Origin of the sequence: Roseateles flavus (assembly GCF_039872765.1) — a bacterium.
Taxonomy (GTDB): Bacteria; Pseudomonadota; Gammaproteobacteria; order Burkholderiales; family Burkholderiaceae_C; genus Roseateles_B; species Roseateles_B flavus.
In genome coordinates, this window is record NZ_JBDPZC010000003.1 from 130,897 (window position 1) to 145,232 (window position 14,336).

Consider the following 14,336-nt stretch of genomic DNA (forward strand, 5'->3'; position numbering starts at 1 on the left):
GCGGGCCGGAAAACAAAACGGGACCCAAAGTAGGTCCCGCTTCATTCCCCGACAGAGCTTGGTGACCCGGCCTTTCCAGAACCTCCCGCTCGCCAACGCGCATGGCCACAAAGAACAAAACGGGACCCAACGCAGGTCCCGTTTTGTCCCCAGCGGAGCTTGGGGATCCGGCTTTGCCGGGCCTGCGGGCGCGCCCCCTTGCCGTGGAGGGCTTTGTCCTTGGCCCAGCGCTTGAACTTGAACTGCCCCTGAGGCCCCGCGAAGCACGGTGCCCGCAGCAGAGCGCGGACCAGAAAGCAAAACGGGACCCAACGCAGGTCCCGTTTTGTCCCCAGCGGAGCTTGGGGATCCGGCTCTGCCGGGCCCTCAAGCTCGCCCCCTGGGGGGCCGGCGAAGCCGGTAGGGGGGGATTCAAAGTGCTTGCATTTCCTTGAGCAGGCGATCGGCACGGTCCACGTACTTCATCTGCCACTGCATGTAGCGGGCGTCCAGGCAGATGCTGCGGGTGGTCTTCTCGTTGAAGTCCCAGTCCGAGATCACGGCGTCCAGGGTGCCGTCGAACAGCAGGCCCACCAGCTCGGCGTTCTTGTTCAGCACGGGCGAGCCGGAGTTGCCGCCGGTGGTGTCCAGGGTGGCCAGGAAGTTCACCGGCACCGAGTTCAGGGACTTCATGCCGTACTTGCCGAACTCGCCGGCCTTGATGGCGGCCAGTTGCTCGGCGGGGGCGTCGAAGTCACCCTTGCCCTGGTGCTTGGCGGGGATGCCGCGCAGGGTGGTGAAGGCGGTCCAGGTGGTGCCGTCGGCGCCGTCGCGGCCAGCGACCTTGCCGAAGCTCACGCGCAGGGTGCCGTTGGCGTCCGGATAGACGGCCTGGCCCTTGCTGCCCTTGAAGGCGATCAGGGCCTTCATCACGTCGGCATAAGCCTGCTGGATGTGGCCACCGATTTCCTTGGCGCGGTTCTCGCGGGCCTCGGTGTCGGCGTGCAGGGCCACGGCGGCGGCGATGAAGCTGTCGCTGCTCTTCTCGAAGTCCTCGGTGCTGCGCTCGAACCAGGCCAGGCGCTCGGCCTTGTCAGCCAGCTTGCTGCCCGCGTACAGGGCGTCCACGCGGGCCTTGAGGGCGTCGGCGGGCATGTTGGCCGTCAGGCCCAGACCCTTGAGCACGGCCGGGTTGAGCATCTCGGCCGGCTGGGCGAGGTACTGGCCCAGGAAGTGCACGGTCTTGGCCTTGTCGGTCTGCTCGTCATAGCGGCGGTCCAGGGCTTCCAGGCCCTGGCGGCGGCGCAGGGCATCGCGCTCCTGGAAGCCCAGCTTGCGCTCGGCATCCGGCAGCTTGCGCTGCACGGCGCCTTCGTACAGGCCGGCGGCCGAGTTCAGCAGCGTGGGCAGGCTCAGGCCCAGCAGCACCTCGCGCTTGGCCAGGGCATTGCGCTCGGCCAGCAGGCGGTCGACATTGTCCAGGCTGGCGCCGTACTGCTCGCGGCGCTTGGCGTCGCCATTCACCCAGGCCTTCAGCTCGGCATAGGCGGCCGACTTGCGGGCGAGGATGTCGCTGCCATCATAGCTGGCCTGCTGGCCCTGCCAGTTCTTGTAGGCATTGCCCAGCCCGGCCACGGTGCCGGCCATCTTGATCTCGCCGTCGCGGCGGCCTTCGGTCTCGCGCTTGATCAGGTCCAGGTACTCGCCAAAGGCCTTGATGCTGGTCGGGCGCTCCCAGCCGAAGGTGAAGTCCACCTCGGTGGGCAGGCGGTAGCGGCTCGTGCGGCCGGGGTAGCCGGTGACCATCACGAAGTCGCCTTCCTTCAGCGGGCTGCTGGCCAGCTTCAGGAAGTGCTTGGGCTGGTAGGGCTTGTTGTCCTTGCTGAAGTCGGCCGGCTTGCCGTCCGGGCCCACGTAGGCGCGGTAGAAGCTGTAGTCGCCGGTGTGGCGGGGCCAGATCCAGTTGTCGGTGTCACCGCCGAAGCGGCCGACCATGTCCGCCGGCGCATGCACCAGGCGCACGTCGCGGATCTCCATCTGCTTGATCAGCTGGTAGACCAGGCTGCCGTAGAAGGCGCTGACGGTGCAGCGGTGGCCCTTGTCCTGCTCGCAGGCGGCGATCAGGGACTTCTGCTTGGCCTCGATGGCGTCCGTGCGGGCCTTGCCCTTCAGCGCCTGGACCTTCGCGTCCAGCACCTCGGCGCTGACGTCCTTGACGTCCACCGTCACGAAGACGCGGCTGCCCGGCGCGGCCGGCAGCTCTTCCTCGAAGCTGTTGGCCAGGAAGCCCTTCTTGATCAGGTCACGCTGGGGCGTGGAGTTGTACTGGATGCTGCCGTAGGCACAGTGGTGGTTGGTCACCACCAGTCCCTGCGGCGAGACGAAGGAGGCCGTGCAACCGCCCAGGCTGATCACCGCGCCCATGGGGAACTCGGTCAGCTTGTTCAGCTTGGCCGGGTCCATGGCCAGGCCGGCGGCCTTCAGGTCCTTGGCGATCTGGGGCAGCTGTTGGGGCATCCACATGCCTTCGTTGGCATGCGCCAGGCCGGCGGCCAGCGCGAGGGGGGCCAGCGCGAAGCGGGCCAGGGTGACTGCGTTCATGGGTTGGGTCATGAAGAGAGAAGAAGCCGCGACCATACACGCATTCAGGGCCTCGGCGATGTGCCGTCCGGCATTGGGTCATTCCCCAAATGGCAGCCGGCCCGGTCGCTGGCAAGACCTGTTCAGGGGACAGCGCCAGGGCCCACCTTCCTGGCGGATTCCCGGGCCATCGCCGATAAATGAGCTGACACGAAACTGACGGAGGCAAGCCATGACCCTCAGCCAGCTGGCCAGCATCAAGCGCTGGCTGATCCTGCATCCGTCGGCCCATGGCGTGGAGCTCTTCACCTGGAATCTGGTGCTCACCAGCTGGCTGATGGGCTGGGTGGGCCTGCCCGGCACGCTGCTGTCGGGCGAATGGGCCGCCCTGCCCCTGTGCTTCGTGGCCTCGATCAGCCCGCGCTGCTACGTGCTGGCGCGGCGCCGGCTGCACCGCAGCGGGCGGCTGCGCTGCGACTGGCTGACGGCGCTCTGAAGCTGCGCCAGAAACAACGAAGCCCTCGCGCGGAGGGCTTGGGCTGACGGGCTGCCGGGTCGCTCAGTGCATGAGCCCGATCCACTCGCCGCGCGCCTGGTAGGCGTCGAAGATGTGCAGGGCCATGCGCTGCAGGGCCTCGCTGCCGCTGCCATGGGCCAGGGCCAGGCAGTCGAAGGCGTAGAGGCGGTCGTAGATCATGCGGGTGGGCTGCAGGGGCAGGCCTTGCGCCTCCATCAGGCGGCTGAAGGCCTGCAGCTCGGCCATGTCGATGCCGGTGCTGAGGGTCAGGCCCAGGCCCAGTTCGGGCAGATCCTCGAGGGCGCCATGGACGTGCAGCTCGGGCGCCGCGGGGGCGCTTGCCTTGGGAACCAGGTGCAGAGGGAAGCTCATGGTGGACCTCGAATGGTGGTACTGCCTGGGTCCATCATGCCGGCCGGCGCCGGAACTTGAGCGCGAAAAAGCCGGGGAATGCCCGGCTTTTTCGATTCAAGTGCCGCGCACGGCGGCCGGGGGCGCCCCTCAGGCCTTGGGCAGCGTCACGCCGACCTGGCCCTGGTACTTGCCGCCGCGGTCGCGGTAGGAGGTCTCGCAGACCTCGTCGCTTTCAAAGAACAGGACCTGCGCGCAGCCCTCGCCCGCATAGATCTTGGCCGGCAGCGGCGTGGTGTTGGAAAACTCCAGGGTCACATAGCCTTCCCATTCGGGCTCGAAGGGGGTGACGTTGACGATGATGCCGCAGCGCGCATAGGTGCTCTTGCCCAGGCAGATCGTCAGCACATTGCGCGGGATGCGGAAGTACTCGACGGTGCGGGCCAGCGCGAAGCTGTTGGGCGGGATGATGCAGACGTCGCCATGGAAGTCCACGAAGCTCTTCTCGTCGAAGTTCTTGGGATCGACCACGGTGCTGTGCACATTGGTGAAGATCTTGAACTCGGGCGCGCAGCGGATGTCATAGCCATAGCTGGAGGTGCCGTAGCTGACGATCTTGCGGCCGTCGGCCTCCCGCACCTGGCCGGGCTCGAACGGCTCGATCATGCCGTGCTGCTCGGCCATGCGGCGGATCCATTTGTCGCTCTTGATGCTCATCTCTCGTCCCCAAGGGCTTCATGGCCCATGTCCGGCGCCCATGAGGGGCGTCCCACCGTTGTTGAACTGTCGCGCGGATTCTAGGCGCAGCTGCGGCTGCGTCCTTGCGGCAGCGCAGCGTCCCTAGAATCCCCGGCTGATGCAGGATCCTGGGAGCGGATGTGGGCATGAGCCTGGCTGAGATGGTGAGGAAGTCGGTCTGGGGCCGGGGCCTGAGCGCCCAGGTGCTGGAGGCCGTGATCGCGCAATGCCACCAGACCGAGGTCGCCGCCGGACAGTCCATCGTGCGTGCGGGCGAGCCTGCCCTGCACTGGCTGGGCCTGATCAGCGGCGTGGCCTGCATGAGCGTCAGCATGCCCGACGGCAAGGAAACCAGCCTCACCAGCCTGGCCGCCGGCGGCTGGTTCGGCGAGGGCACGCTGATCAAGCGCGGCCACTGGCAGTACGACGGCCGGGCCCTGAGCGACTGTCAGGTCGCCCTCATGCCCCTGGACTGCTTCGAGCAGCTGCGCCAGACCAGCCTGCCCTTCAATCACTACCTGCAGCAGCTGATGGGCGCGCGCATGGGCGGCTTCATCGCCAAGCTCTGCGTGGACCGCATGCTGGACTCGACCGCGCGCATCGCCCAGTCCCTGGCCGGGCTCTACCAGCCCGAGGTCTACCCCGACCCCGGCCCCCTGCTCCACCTGAGCCAGGCCGAGCTGGGCCAGCTGGCCGGCGTCTCGCGCCAGCGCACCAACATCTCGCTGCAGGCACTGGAGCGCGCCGGGCTGATCAGCGTCAGCCGGCGCGGCATCCGGGTGCTGGACCTGGCGGGGCTGCGGGCCTACCGCAGCGGCGCGCCGACGGCGCAGGGCTGATCGTCACAAGGAAACGCCGGGCCGCCCCAAGTTTCCTTGCCCCCTCGGGGGGCCTGGCACGCAGTGACAGGTCTGGGGGCGATGCCCCGGAAACGCCGGGCCGCCCCAAGTTTCCTTGCCCCCTCGGGGGGCCTGGCACGCAGTGACAGGTCTGGGGGCCTCAGTACTCCATCGCCGGGGTGGCGATCTCACCCGGCACGCTGCGGCGCGCCAGCAGCACGTACATGGTGGGCACCACGAAGATGGTCAGCAGCGTGCCCAGGCTCATGCCGCCCACGATGACCCAGCCGATCTGCTGGCGGCTCTCGGCGCCCGCGCCGGTGGCCAGGGCCAGCGGCAAGGCGCCCAGCACCATGGCGCCGGTGGTCATCAGGATGGGGCGCAGGCGCAGGGCCGAGGCCTCGACCACGGCCGCCATCGTGTCCCGCCCCTGCTGGCGCAGCTGGTTGCTGAACTCGACGATCAGGATGCCGTGCTTGGTGATCAGCCCCACCAGGGTGATCAGGCCGATCTGCGAATAGACGTTGAGCGTGCCGCCGCTCCACTGCAGCGCCGCCAGCGCGCCCACCATGGACAGCGGCACCGACAGCATGATGATGAAGGGGTCGACAAAGCTCTCGAACTGCGCCGACAGCACCAGGAAGATGAACAGCAGGGCCAGCACGAACACCAGGCCCAGCGCGCCGCTGGAGGCCTTGAATTCGCGGGTCACACCGTTGAGCTCGGTCGCGTAGCCCAGGGGCAGCACGCGCTCGGCGATGCGGTCCATGTCCTGCAGGGCCTCGCCCAGGGCATAGCCGGGGGCCAGGCCGGCGCTGATGGTCACGGCGCGGCGCTGGTTGAAGTGGTTGAGCTCCTTGGGGCTCACCGCCTCGCGCACCTTGACCACGGCCGACAGCGGCACCAGCGCATCCGTGCGGCTGCGCACATAGAGCTGCTCGATCTGCTGCGGCGTGCTGCGCGCCTGGGCCTCGGTCTGCACCAGCACGTCGTACTGCTCGGCGTCGCGCTTGTAGCGGGTCACCACGCGGCTGCCCAGCATGGTCTCCACCGTGCGGGCGACCTGGTCCACCTGCACGCCAAGGTCCGCCGCGCGCTCGCGGTCCACCTCCATGAAGATCTCGGGCTTGTTGAGGCGCAGGTCGTTGTCCACCTGCACGAAGCCGGGGTTCTTGGCCATCTCGGCCTGGAACTGCTGCACGACCTTGTTGAGGTTCTCATAGCTGTCCCCGCTGACCACCACATAGCTGATCGGCCGCGAATTGAAGCCCTGGCCCAGGCTGGGCGGCGTGATGGGGAAAGCGTTGACGCCTGGCAGCTGGCTCACCTGCGGGATCAGCGAACGTGCCAGGTCTTGCGTGCTGCGCTTGCGATCGTCCCAGTCCACGGTGCGCAGGATGGACATGCCCTGGGACACCGTCGAGCCACCCGCGAAGAAGAAGCGGCGCTCGAACTCCGGGTACTGCGAGGCGATGCGCTCGACGGCATCGAGGTAGCGGGCCGTGAACTCCAGCGTCGCGCCGTCGGGTGCGGTGATGGGCATCACCACCACGCCGCGGTCCTCCATCGGCGCAAGCTCGCTCTTGGCATGCGAGAACAGCCACCAGCTGCCGCCCGCCGCACTGGCCATCACCAGCAGCACCAGCCAGCGCTGGCGCAGGGCGAAGCGCAGGGCCGCGGCGTAGCGATCGCTGATCCAGACGAGGATGCGCTCCATGCCGGCGTCGAAGCGCGTGGGCTGCTCCACATGCCGAAGCAGCTTGGAGCACATCATGGGCGTGAGTGTCAGCGCCACGAAGCCCGAGACCAGCACCGCGCCGGCCAGGGTCAGCGCAAACTCCACGAAGAGCCGGCCGGTGCGCCCCGGCGTGAAGGCCAGGGGCGCGAAGACCGCGGCCAGCGTCAGCGTCATGGCCACCACGGCGAAGCCGATCTCGCGCGCACCACGCAGTGCGGCCTGGAAGGGGCTCAGCCCCTCTTCGATGTGGCGGAAGATGTTCTCCAGCACCACGATGGCATCGTCCACCACCAGACCGATGGCCAGCACCAGGGCCAGCAGCGTCATGGTGTTGACGGTGAAGCCCGCCGCGGCCATCAGCGCGAAGGAGCCGATCAGGCTCACGGGAATCGTGACCAGCGGAATGACGGAGGCGCGCACCGTACGCAGGAACAGGAACACCACCATCGCCACCAGCACCACGGCCTCGGCGATGGTGTGGTAGACGGACTTGATGGAGCGGTCGATGAAGACGGCGTTGTCGCTGGCCGGCCGCACGGTGATGCCGGGGGGCAGGTCTTGCTGCAGGCGCGGCATCATGGCCGTCACCGCCTCCGAGACCTCCAGCGGATTGGCCGTGGCCTGCTTGATCACGCCCAGCGAGACCGAGGGAATGCCGTTGAGCCGCACCCGCGAGCGCTCGCTGGCCGCGGCCTCCTCGATGCGCGCCACGTCTGAGAGCTTGACGGTGTAGCCATTGAACTGCCGCAGCGCAATGTCCCGGAACTGGGCGACGGTATTGAGGTCGGTGCGCGCGGTGACGTTGAACTCGCGCTGCTGGCTCTCCACGCGACCGGCGGGTACCTCCAGGTTCTGCTTGCGCAGCGCGTCCTCCACGTCCTGCACGCTGAGGCGGTAGGCGGCCAGGCGGTCGGCGTCCAGCCAGATGCGCATGGCGTAGCGGCGGTCGCCGCCGATCTCGACGTCAGCCACGCCGGGGATGGTCTGCAGGCGCGGCTTGACCACGCGGTTGACGAGGTCGGTGACCTCCAGCGGGTCCATGCTCTCGCTGGTGAAGGCCATGCGCAGCGTGGGCTGTGCATCGGCCTCGACCTTGGCAATCACCGGCTCGTCCACCGCCGTGGGCAGGCGGCCGCGCACGCGGGCCACGCGGTCGCGCACGTCGGCGGCGGCGTTGTCGGGGTTCTTCTCGAGCTTGAAGCGCACCGTGATCTGGCTCTGCTCGGAGCGCGAGATCGAGGTGACGGTGTCCACGCCCTCGATGCCGGCGATGGAGTCCTCCAGCGGCTTGGTGACCTGGCTTTCGATCACCTCGGACGAGGCGCCCGTGAGCCGGGTGTTGACGGTGACCACCGGCTCGTCGATGCGCGGGTACTCGCGCAGCGAGAGCTTGGAAAAGGACACCAGCCCCACCAGCAGCAGCATCAGGGACATGACGGTCGCGAAGACCGGGCGGCGGATTGAAATTTCGGACAGACGCATGGGAACTCCTCGCTCTGCCGCCTCAGCCCTTGGACGGCGCGCTGGCCGGGGTGCTGGCCGGGGTGCTGGCCGCAGCGGGCTTGGCGCCCTGCTGGTCCACGTCCACCCGCTTGACCGGCTGGCCGTCGCCACGCATCAGCTTGGCCTGCCCGGCGGTGACGACCCAGTCGCCCGGTTTCAGGCCTTCGGTGATCTCGACAAGACCTGGCACCCGCAGGCCCAGCTTCGCCTCGAAACGCTGGGCCACCTGGCCCTGGCCCTCGGGGGCCGGCACCAGCTTGATCAGGTACTGCTTGCCACCCATCGGCACCAGGGCTTCCTCGGGCACGACCACGGCCTGCTGGCGCTCGCCCAGGCTCAGGCGCACACGCGCAAAGAGGCCCGAGCGCAGCTCAGGGCCGGGTTTGAGCACCTGGGCCCGCACCAGCAGGGAGCGGCCGTTGGCGTCCAGCTGGGCGTCCAGGGCCTGCACGCGGGCGTCGAACTGCTTGCCCGGCAGGGCGTCCAGGCTCAGTTGCAAGGCCTGGCCGGGGCGCACGCGGGGCGCCTCGCGCTCGGGCAGGCGGAAGTCCACCCAGACGGTGGAGCTGTCTTCCAGCGACACCAGCTCGGCGCCGTCCTTCACGTAGTCGCCCAGGCTCACCGTGCGGATGCCGGCCATGCCGTCGAAGGGCGCCAGCACGCGCATGCGGGCCAGCTGGGCACGGGCCAGGGCCACCTGCGCCTCGGCGACGTCGAGCGTGGCCTGCGCCTGGTCCAGGGCGCTGGGGGTCACGAAGCCCTGGGACAGCAGCTCCTTGTTGCGCTGCAGCTGGGTGCGGGCGATGTGGGCCTGGGCCTCGGCCTGCTGCAGCTGGGCGGCCTGCAGGCTGTCGTCCAGCTGGATCAAGACCTGACCCTTGCGCACCCGCTGGCCGTCCTGGAAACCCAGCTTGACGATGCGGCCGGCGGACTCGGGCTTGAGCACCACGGACTGGTGGGCGCGCAGGCTGCCCACGGCCTGGGTGTCATCGCTGAGGGTGCGCAGCTGCACCTGGCGGGCCTCGACGGGCACGGGGCCGGCGGGCTTGGCATCCTTGCCATCCTTGCCATCCTTGCCATCCTTGGCGCCCGGGGCGGCCTTGTCCGTGGTCTTGCCGGCGGCCGGGGGCGGCAGCGAACCCGGCCGCTGCCAGACATAGGCCACGCCCACGGCGGCCAGCAGGCCGACCACCACCAAACCCTTGTGCAAGCTCTTCTTCATGCGCGAAATCCCGGAACGATCGCGCAATGTAGCGGCGCTGTGCCCGGGCTGCGCTGACATGTCCCTTGAAATGCGCCAGGGCACGAAACAGGCGGTGTGAATGGCGGTTGCCCCACCCGGGGGCCGGGCTCAGCGGCGACCGGCTTGCGCGACGCCCTTGTTGGCCAGCGCATCGGCGCGCTCGTTGCCCGGGTCGCCCGCATGGCCCTTGACCCAGCGCCAATCCACCTCGTGCAGCTTGCGCAGCGCGTCCAGGCGCTGCCACAGCTCGACGTTCTTGACCGGCTTGCCGTCTGCCGTCTTCCAGCCACGGCGCTGCCAGCCCTGGATCCACTCGGTCATGCCCTTGCGGACGTACTCGCTGTCCGTGTAGAGCACGATCTTGCAGCTGCGCTTGAGCGAGGCCAGGGCCTCGATCACGGCCGTGAGCTCCATGCGGTTGTTGGTGGTGCCCAGCTCGCCACCGAAGAGCTCCTTCTCATGGCCGCCCGAGCGCAGCCACGCGCCCCAGCCGCCGGGGCCGGGATTGCCCTTGCAGGCGCCGTCGGTGTAGATCAGGACCTCGGGCTTGGCAATGGCAGGGGCGGGCTTCTTGTCGGTGTCGCTCATGGATCAGGGGATTGGATGTCGCGGGGATGGGGATGCATGGCCACGGCCGGCGCGGCCTTGGCGGCGAGTTTCTTGTTGCGAGCCAGGCCCACCAGGCGCATGCCATGCACGCGCTTGACGGCCACCATGAAGTAGACGGCGCCCAGCACCGTCCACCAGCGCATGCCGGCGCCTTCCATCCATTGCCAGCGTTTGAGCCAGGGCTCGGTGCGCAGGGGCGGACGGTAGCAGCCGAACTGCGCGCGCTCGACCTCGAAGTTGAGCAGGCGCAGCCAGTCGCGCAGGCGCCAGTAGCCGATGAACTCGCCGGCACGTGGCAGGAACAGGCCCTCGGGGCTGCCCGGCCACACGTGTCGGCGCAGGCGGCCCAGATTCTGCCTCAGGCCCCAGAGGCTGGCCGGATTCAGGCCCAGGACCACCAACCGCCCTTCCGGCCGAAGCACCCGCTCCACTTCGCGCAGTGTCTGATGCGGATCGTCGGCCAGCTCCAGGGCATGCGGCAGCACGATGAGGTCCAGGCTGTTGGCCTCGAAAGGCAGGGCATCGAAGGCGCAGCGCAGGGTGGGCGCGGCCTCCATCAGCAGACTGCTGCTGTCGAACTGGCTGAAGCAGGCCTGCGGGGCGGGCTCCGTGCCCTCCTCAGGCGGCGGGGCCGGCAGGGCGAACTGCTCGGCGCTGTCCAGGGCCAGCCAGCGGTGGCGCATGCGGTTGGCGCGCAGGCCCTGCAGCTCGGGCAGGCCCAGCTGCAGGGCGTTGAAGCCGAAGAGGTCCACCACGGCCTCGTCGACCTGGCGCTGCTCCCAGTCCAGCAGGTAGCGGCCGGGCGGCGTCTGCAGCCAGCGGGCCAACTCTACAATCTGCGCTTCCCGACTGATCACCCCCGCACCTCCGCATGCCCGCCGCCCTTGAGTGGATCGCCCTTCCGGCCTTCACTGACAACTACATCTGGATGCTGCACGATGGTGTTCAAGCCTTGGTCGTCGATCCGGGCGAGGCCGCGCCGGTGCTGGATGCGCTGCAGGCCCGGGGCCTGCGGCTCGCTGCCATTCTAGTGACGCACCACCACGGCGATCACATCGGCGGCGTGGCCGGCCTGCGCGGCGTGCTGGAGGGTCAGGTCTTCGCCCCGCCGCATGCGCTCAATCCCCAGCCCTGCGTGCCCGTGCAGGACGGCCAGAGGCTGGAACTGCTGGGCCAGCGCTTCGAGGTGCTGGGCACGCCCGGGCATACCGCGGATCACGTGAGTTACCTGCTGCAACAGGCCGGCCAGCCGCCCCTGCTGTTCTGCGGGGACACGCTGTTCTCGGCCGGCTGCGGCCGTGTCTTCGATGGCAGCCTGGCCCAGCTGCATGCCTCGCTGCAGCGCCTGGCCGCCCTGCCAGATCAGACGCGGATCTGCTGCGCCCATGAATACACCTTGTCGAATCTGCGATTTGCGAGGACCATTGAGCCCGCCAACGAAGCCCTGGCCCGACATGAGGCCTGGTGCGAGGCCCGCCGGGCGGCGCAAGACCCGACCCTGCCGGCCCTGCTGGCGACCGAGTTGTTGATCAATCCATTCCTGCGCTGCCGGGAGCCTGCCGTGAAGTCTGCGGTCAGTGCCCGGCTCGCCTCCGAGCCTTGCGCCGTCAACGGCGATGCGGACGAGCCCCTGGCCGTCTTCAGCGCCCTGCGCCTGTGGAAGAACGAATTCAGATGATGAAGTTGCCCGCCCTGCCCCTGCTGTCCCAGCCGCGAAGCGTCCTCGGCCTCTGCGCCCTGCTCCTGCTCGGTGCCTGCGCCCACGCCCCCCGCGCCGCGGACACCCCGGCGGCCGGCGCCCTGGCCCCCACCGGCGCCGGCCCGGCCGGCAATGCCGCCGAGCTGCCGCCCATCGTCCAGCACGCCCCCGCGGCCCTGGACTACGGTCTGCTCGAGGACACCCTCAACCCCGGCGAGAAGATCGACCTGGCCGACGCCAACGCCCGCGCCGACCTCTGGGCCCGCGTGCGCAAGGGCTTTGCCATGCCCGAGCTCAGCAACGAGGGCGTGCGCAAGGCCGAGGCCTGGTATGCCGCCCGCCCCGACTACGTCCAGCGCATGACCGAGCGCGGCAGCCGCTACCTCTATCATGTGGTGGAAGAGGTCGAGAAGCGCGGCATGCCCACCGAGCTGGCCCTGCTGCCCTTCGTGGAGAGCGCCTTCCGCACCGACGCCCAGTCCACCGCCAAGGCCGTGGGCATGTGGCAGTTCATGCCCGCCACGGGCCGCGATTTCGCGCTCAAGCAGAACATCTTCCGCGACGACCGCCGCGACGTGCTGGCTTCCACCCGTGCCGCACTGGACTACCTGGGCCGCCTGAACAAGATGTTCGACGGTGACTGGCAGCTGGCCCTGGCCGCCTACAACTGGGGCCCGGGCAATGTGCAGAAGGCCGTCAAGCGCAACCTGGCCGCCGGCCTGCCCATCGACTACGACAGCCTGCGCATCCCCGACGAGACCCGCTACTACCTGCCCAAGCTGCAGGCCGTGAAGAACATCGTGCTGCGCCCCGAGGCCTATGGCCTGGCCCTGCCCGACGTCGCCAACCACCCCTACTTCCTGACCGTGCGCATCGAGCGCGACATGGATGTGGACGTGGCCGCCCGCCTGGCCGGCATGGAGGTCGAGGCCTTCAAGGCCTTCAACCCCCAGATGAACAAGCCGGTGATCCTTGCGGCCAGCACGCCCCAGATCCTGCTGCCCTATGACAACGCCGGCGCCTTCGTGGCCAACCTGGCGGCGCATGAAGGCCCGCTGGCCACCTGGACGGCCTGGGTCGTGCCCAAGACCATGAGTCCGGCCGACGCCGCGAAGCACGTGGGCATGAACGAAGGCCAGCTGCGTGAGGTCAATACCATCCCGCCGCGCATGCTGGTCAAGCAGGGCTCGACGCTGCTGGTACCACGCACCGCGCACCGGGACCAGGACGTCTCAGAGCACCTGGCCGAGAACGCCAGCATGGCCCTGACACCCGACACCCCGCCCCTGCGACGTCTGCAGTTCAAGGCCGCCCGCGGCGACACCGTGGCCAGCCTGGCCACCCGCTACCGCGTCAGCGTGGACCAGTTCGCACAGTGGAACAAGCTGAGCAGCAAGGCCGCGCTGAAGGCGGGCCAGACCCTGGTGGTCTACAGCCCCAATGCCGCACCGGTACGCGTGGCATCCAGCAGCGCGGGCAGCAAGAAGGCCACCAAGGCCACGAACGCCCGCGCCACCAAGGTCGGCAGCAAGCCCAGCGGCACCCGCCTGGCGCTCAACGGGCGCAACAGCCCCAGCCTGGCCCAGCGCTGAGCATGGGCTGCGCCTTCCCGGTCAGGAATTCGCCGGCTTGAGCAGCCGGCGCATCGCCAGCAGGGCCGCCGGGTGATAGACGGTGGCATGGCCCTCGCCGGCCATGGGCTGGTAGTGCCAGTCCAGGCCCTGAGGGCGCAGCCGCCGCAGGCCGGCCACGAAACGGCGGATGGGCGCGGTGTTGCCGTCCTTGTCGGCACTGGCGATGAAGAGGCGGTGCCCCGCCAGGCCTGCGGCCTGAGCCGGCAGGTCCTTCAGCAGCTGCTCGCGGTTCCACCACAGGCTGGGGTCGATCGCGATGCCTGTGCCGAACAGCTGCGGTGCCTGCAGCATCGTCTCCAGCACAAAGAGCCCGGCCAGCGACTCGCCGATGATGGCGCGCTCGGCCGTGCAGCGGTAGCGCGTGTGCAGCAGCGGCAGCAACTCCTCGGCCAGGAAGCGCCGGAAGGCCGCCGAGCCGCCAATCTGCGGCGCGATGGCGCGGTCCCGCGCATCCGCGCTGGGCGGCGTGAGATCGCGGCGGCGCTGGGTGTTCTCGATGCCCACCAGGATGTGCGGCCGCACCGTGCCGTTGGCAACGCCCACCTGCAGCAGGCCTGCCACATGCGGGAAGTCCTCGGCCATGCCGCCATCGGGCATCAGCAGCAGGGGCAGGTGCAGGCCCTCCTGCTGCTGATAGGGCTGGGGCAGGTAGACGTTGATGCGGCGCGTTTCGCCCAGCACCGCCGAGGGCAGCAGCAGGCTTTCGCCGCCCAGCCGAAGGGGCTCGACCGCGCTCGGCTCCAGGGAGGGGTCCGCCGCGGCCAGGCCTCGTCCGGAGAGAAGCGGCATGCCGGTGGCCAGGGCCAGGGCCCGGAGCAAATGCAGGCGTCGTTGCGTGTTCATGGCGGGCAACTTTAAGCGCGATGGGGCCCACGGTCATGCGGGCGCCGGCGGGACCGCGCGTGG

Annotated in this window: 12 protein-coding genes; 4 read left to right on the forward strand and 8 right to left on the reverse strand. The window is 69.1% G+C overall.

The genetic code is table 11. The features are described from left to right. Positions 1 to 411: 411 nt before the first annotated feature. The gene (locus tag ABDJ40_RS08485; RefSeq protein WP_347608739.1) at positions 412 to 2,580 is read right to left on the reverse strand and encodes a S46 family peptidase; all 2,169 of its coding nucleotides are present in this window, start codon (positions 2,578 to 2,580) and stop codon (positions 412 to 414) included. A 211-nt stretch (positions 2,581 to 2,791) separates the two neighbouring features. Here ABDJ40_RS08485 and ABDJ40_RS08490 point away from each other — a divergent pair, with 211 nt between their 5' ends. Further along, positions 2,792 to 3,055 (forward strand): hypothetical protein, encoded by a 264-nt coding sequence (locus ABDJ40_RS08490; RefSeq protein WP_269629560.1) that lies wholly within the window; start codon positions 2,792 to 2,794, stop codon positions 3,053 to 3,055. A gap of 63 nt (positions 3,056 to 3,118) precedes the next feature. Here the strand turns inward: ABDJ40_RS08490 and ABDJ40_RS08495 are convergent, their stop codons facing one another. Then, positions 3,119 to 3,448, reverse strand: a complete 330-nt coding sequence (locus tag ABDJ40_RS08495; RefSeq protein WP_347608742.1) for a hypothetical protein — start codon at positions 3,446 to 3,448, stop codon at positions 3,119 to 3,121. 129 nt (positions 3,449 to 3,577) lie between these two features. Further along, positions 3,578 to 4,144, reverse strand: coding sequence for a dCTP deaminase (dcd, locus tag ABDJ40_RS08500; protein WP_183102741.1), 567 nt, complete (start codon positions 4,142 to 4,144; stop codon positions 3,578 to 3,580). A gap of 167 nt (positions 4,145 to 4,311) precedes the next feature. Between dcd and ABDJ40_RS08505 the strand changes: the two genes are divergently transcribed. Then, the gene (locus ABDJ40_RS08505; RefSeq protein WP_347608744.1) at positions 4,312 to 5,004 is read left to right on the forward strand and encodes a Crp/Fnr family transcriptional regulator; all 693 of its coding nucleotides are present in this window, start codon (positions 4,312 to 4,314) and stop codon (positions 5,002 to 5,004) included. Positions 5,005 to 5,164: 160 nt separating this feature from the next. On the opposite strand, the gene ABDJ40_RS08510 is transcribed toward ABDJ40_RS08505, so the two are convergent. The 4 genes from ABDJ40_RS08510 to ABDJ40_RS08525 all read right to left on the reverse strand — a co-directional run bounded on the left by ABDJ40_RS08510 (position 5,165) and on the right by ABDJ40_RS08525 (position 10,924). Beyond that, entirely contained in the window at positions 5,165 to 8,224 is a 3,060-nt protein-coding gene (locus ABDJ40_RS08510; protein WP_347608746.1) for an efflux RND transporter permease subunit, read from the reverse strand. 22 nt (positions 8,225 to 8,246) lie between these two features. Next, a complete protein-coding gene (locus ABDJ40_RS08515; RefSeq protein WP_347608748.1) occupies positions 8,247 to 9,467 on the reverse strand; it encodes an efflux RND transporter periplasmic adaptor subunit in 1,221 nt (406 codons plus the stop codon). Positions 9,468 to 9,596: 129 nt separating this feature from the next. Beyond that, positions 9,597 to 10,076, reverse strand: a complete 480-nt coding sequence (gene rnhA, locus ABDJ40_RS08520) for a ribonuclease HI (RefSeq protein ID WP_269629565.1) — start codon at positions 10,074 to 10,076, stop codon at positions 9,597 to 9,599. Continuing rightward, positions 10,073 to 10,924, reverse strand: coding sequence for a class I SAM-dependent methyltransferase (locus ABDJ40_RS08525; RefSeq protein ID WP_347608751.1), 852 nt, complete (start codon positions 10,922 to 10,924; stop codon positions 10,073 to 10,075). The genes rnhA and ABDJ40_RS08525 overlap by 4 nt, the downstream gene beginning before the upstream one ends. 44 nt (positions 10,925 to 10,968) lie before the next feature. On the opposite strand from ABDJ40_RS08525, the gene gloB reads away from it, so the two are divergent. Next, positions 10,969 to 11,775, forward strand: coding sequence for a hydroxyacylglutathione hydrolase (gene gloB / locus ABDJ40_RS08530; RefSeq protein ID WP_347608753.1), 807 nt, complete (start codon positions 10,969 to 10,971; stop codon positions 11,773 to 11,775). Next, the gene (locus ABDJ40_RS08535; protein ID WP_347608755.1) at positions 11,772 to 13,388 is read left to right on the forward strand and encodes a transglycosylase SLT domain-containing protein; all 1,617 of its coding nucleotides are present in this window, start codon (positions 11,772 to 11,774) and stop codon (positions 13,386 to 13,388) included. The genes gloB and ABDJ40_RS08535 overlap by 4 nt, the downstream gene beginning before the upstream one ends. 21 nt (positions 13,389 to 13,409) lie before the next feature. Here the strand turns inward: ABDJ40_RS08535 and ABDJ40_RS08540 are convergent, their stop codons facing one another. Next, complete coding sequence (locus ABDJ40_RS08540; RefSeq protein WP_347608757.1) at positions 13,410 to 14,273, reverse strand: alpha/beta hydrolase; 864 nt, start codon at positions 14,271 to 14,273, stop codon at positions 13,410 to 13,412. Positions 14,274 to 14,336: the final 63 nt, after the last annotated feature.

Excerpts from the sequence above, each read along its gene's own strand:
- ABDJ40_RS08485 (WP_347608739.1), bottom strand. The coding sequence starts at position 2,580 with ATGAACGCAGTCACCCTGGCCCGCTTCGCGCTGGCCCCCCTCGCGCTG.
- ABDJ40_RS08490 (WP_269629560.1), top strand. The coding sequence starts at position 2,792 with ATGACCCTCAGCCAGCTGGCCAGCATCAAGCGCTGGCTGATCCTGCAT.
- ABDJ40_RS08495 (WP_347608742.1), bottom strand. The coding sequence starts at position 3,448 with ATGAGCTTCCCTCTGCACCTGGTTCCCAAGGCAAGCGCCCCCGCGGCG.
- dcd (WP_183102741.1), bottom strand. The coding sequence starts at position 4,144 with ATGAGCATCAAGAGCGACAAATGGATCCGCCGCATGGCCGAGCAGCAC.
- ABDJ40_RS08505 (WP_347608744.1), top strand. The coding sequence starts at position 4,312 with ATGAGCCTGGCTGAGATGGTGAGGAAGTCGGTCTGGGGCCGGGGCCTG.
- ABDJ40_RS08510 (WP_347608746.1), bottom strand. The coding sequence starts at position 8,224 with ATGCGTCTGTCCGAAATTTCAATCCGCCGCCCGGTCTTCGCGACCGTC.
- ABDJ40_RS08515 (WP_347608748.1), bottom strand. The coding sequence starts at position 9,467 with ATGAAGAAGAGCTTGCACAAGGGTTTGGTGGTGGTCGGCCTGCTGGCC.
- rnhA (WP_269629565.1), bottom strand. The coding sequence starts at position 10,076 with ATGAGCGACACCGACAAGAAGCCCGCCCCTGCCATTGCCAAGCCCGAG.
- gloB (WP_347608753.1), top strand. The coding sequence starts at position 10,969 with ATGCCCGCCGCCCTTGAGTGGATCGCCCTTCCGGCCTTCACTGACAAC.
- ABDJ40_RS08535 (WP_347608755.1), top strand. The coding sequence starts at position 11,772 with ATGATGAAGTTGCCCGCCCTGCCCCTGCTGTCCCAGCCGCGAAGCGTC.
- ABDJ40_RS08540 (WP_347608757.1), bottom strand. The coding sequence starts at position 14,273 with ATGAACACGCAACGACGCCTGCATTTGCTCCGGGCCCTGGCCCTGGCC.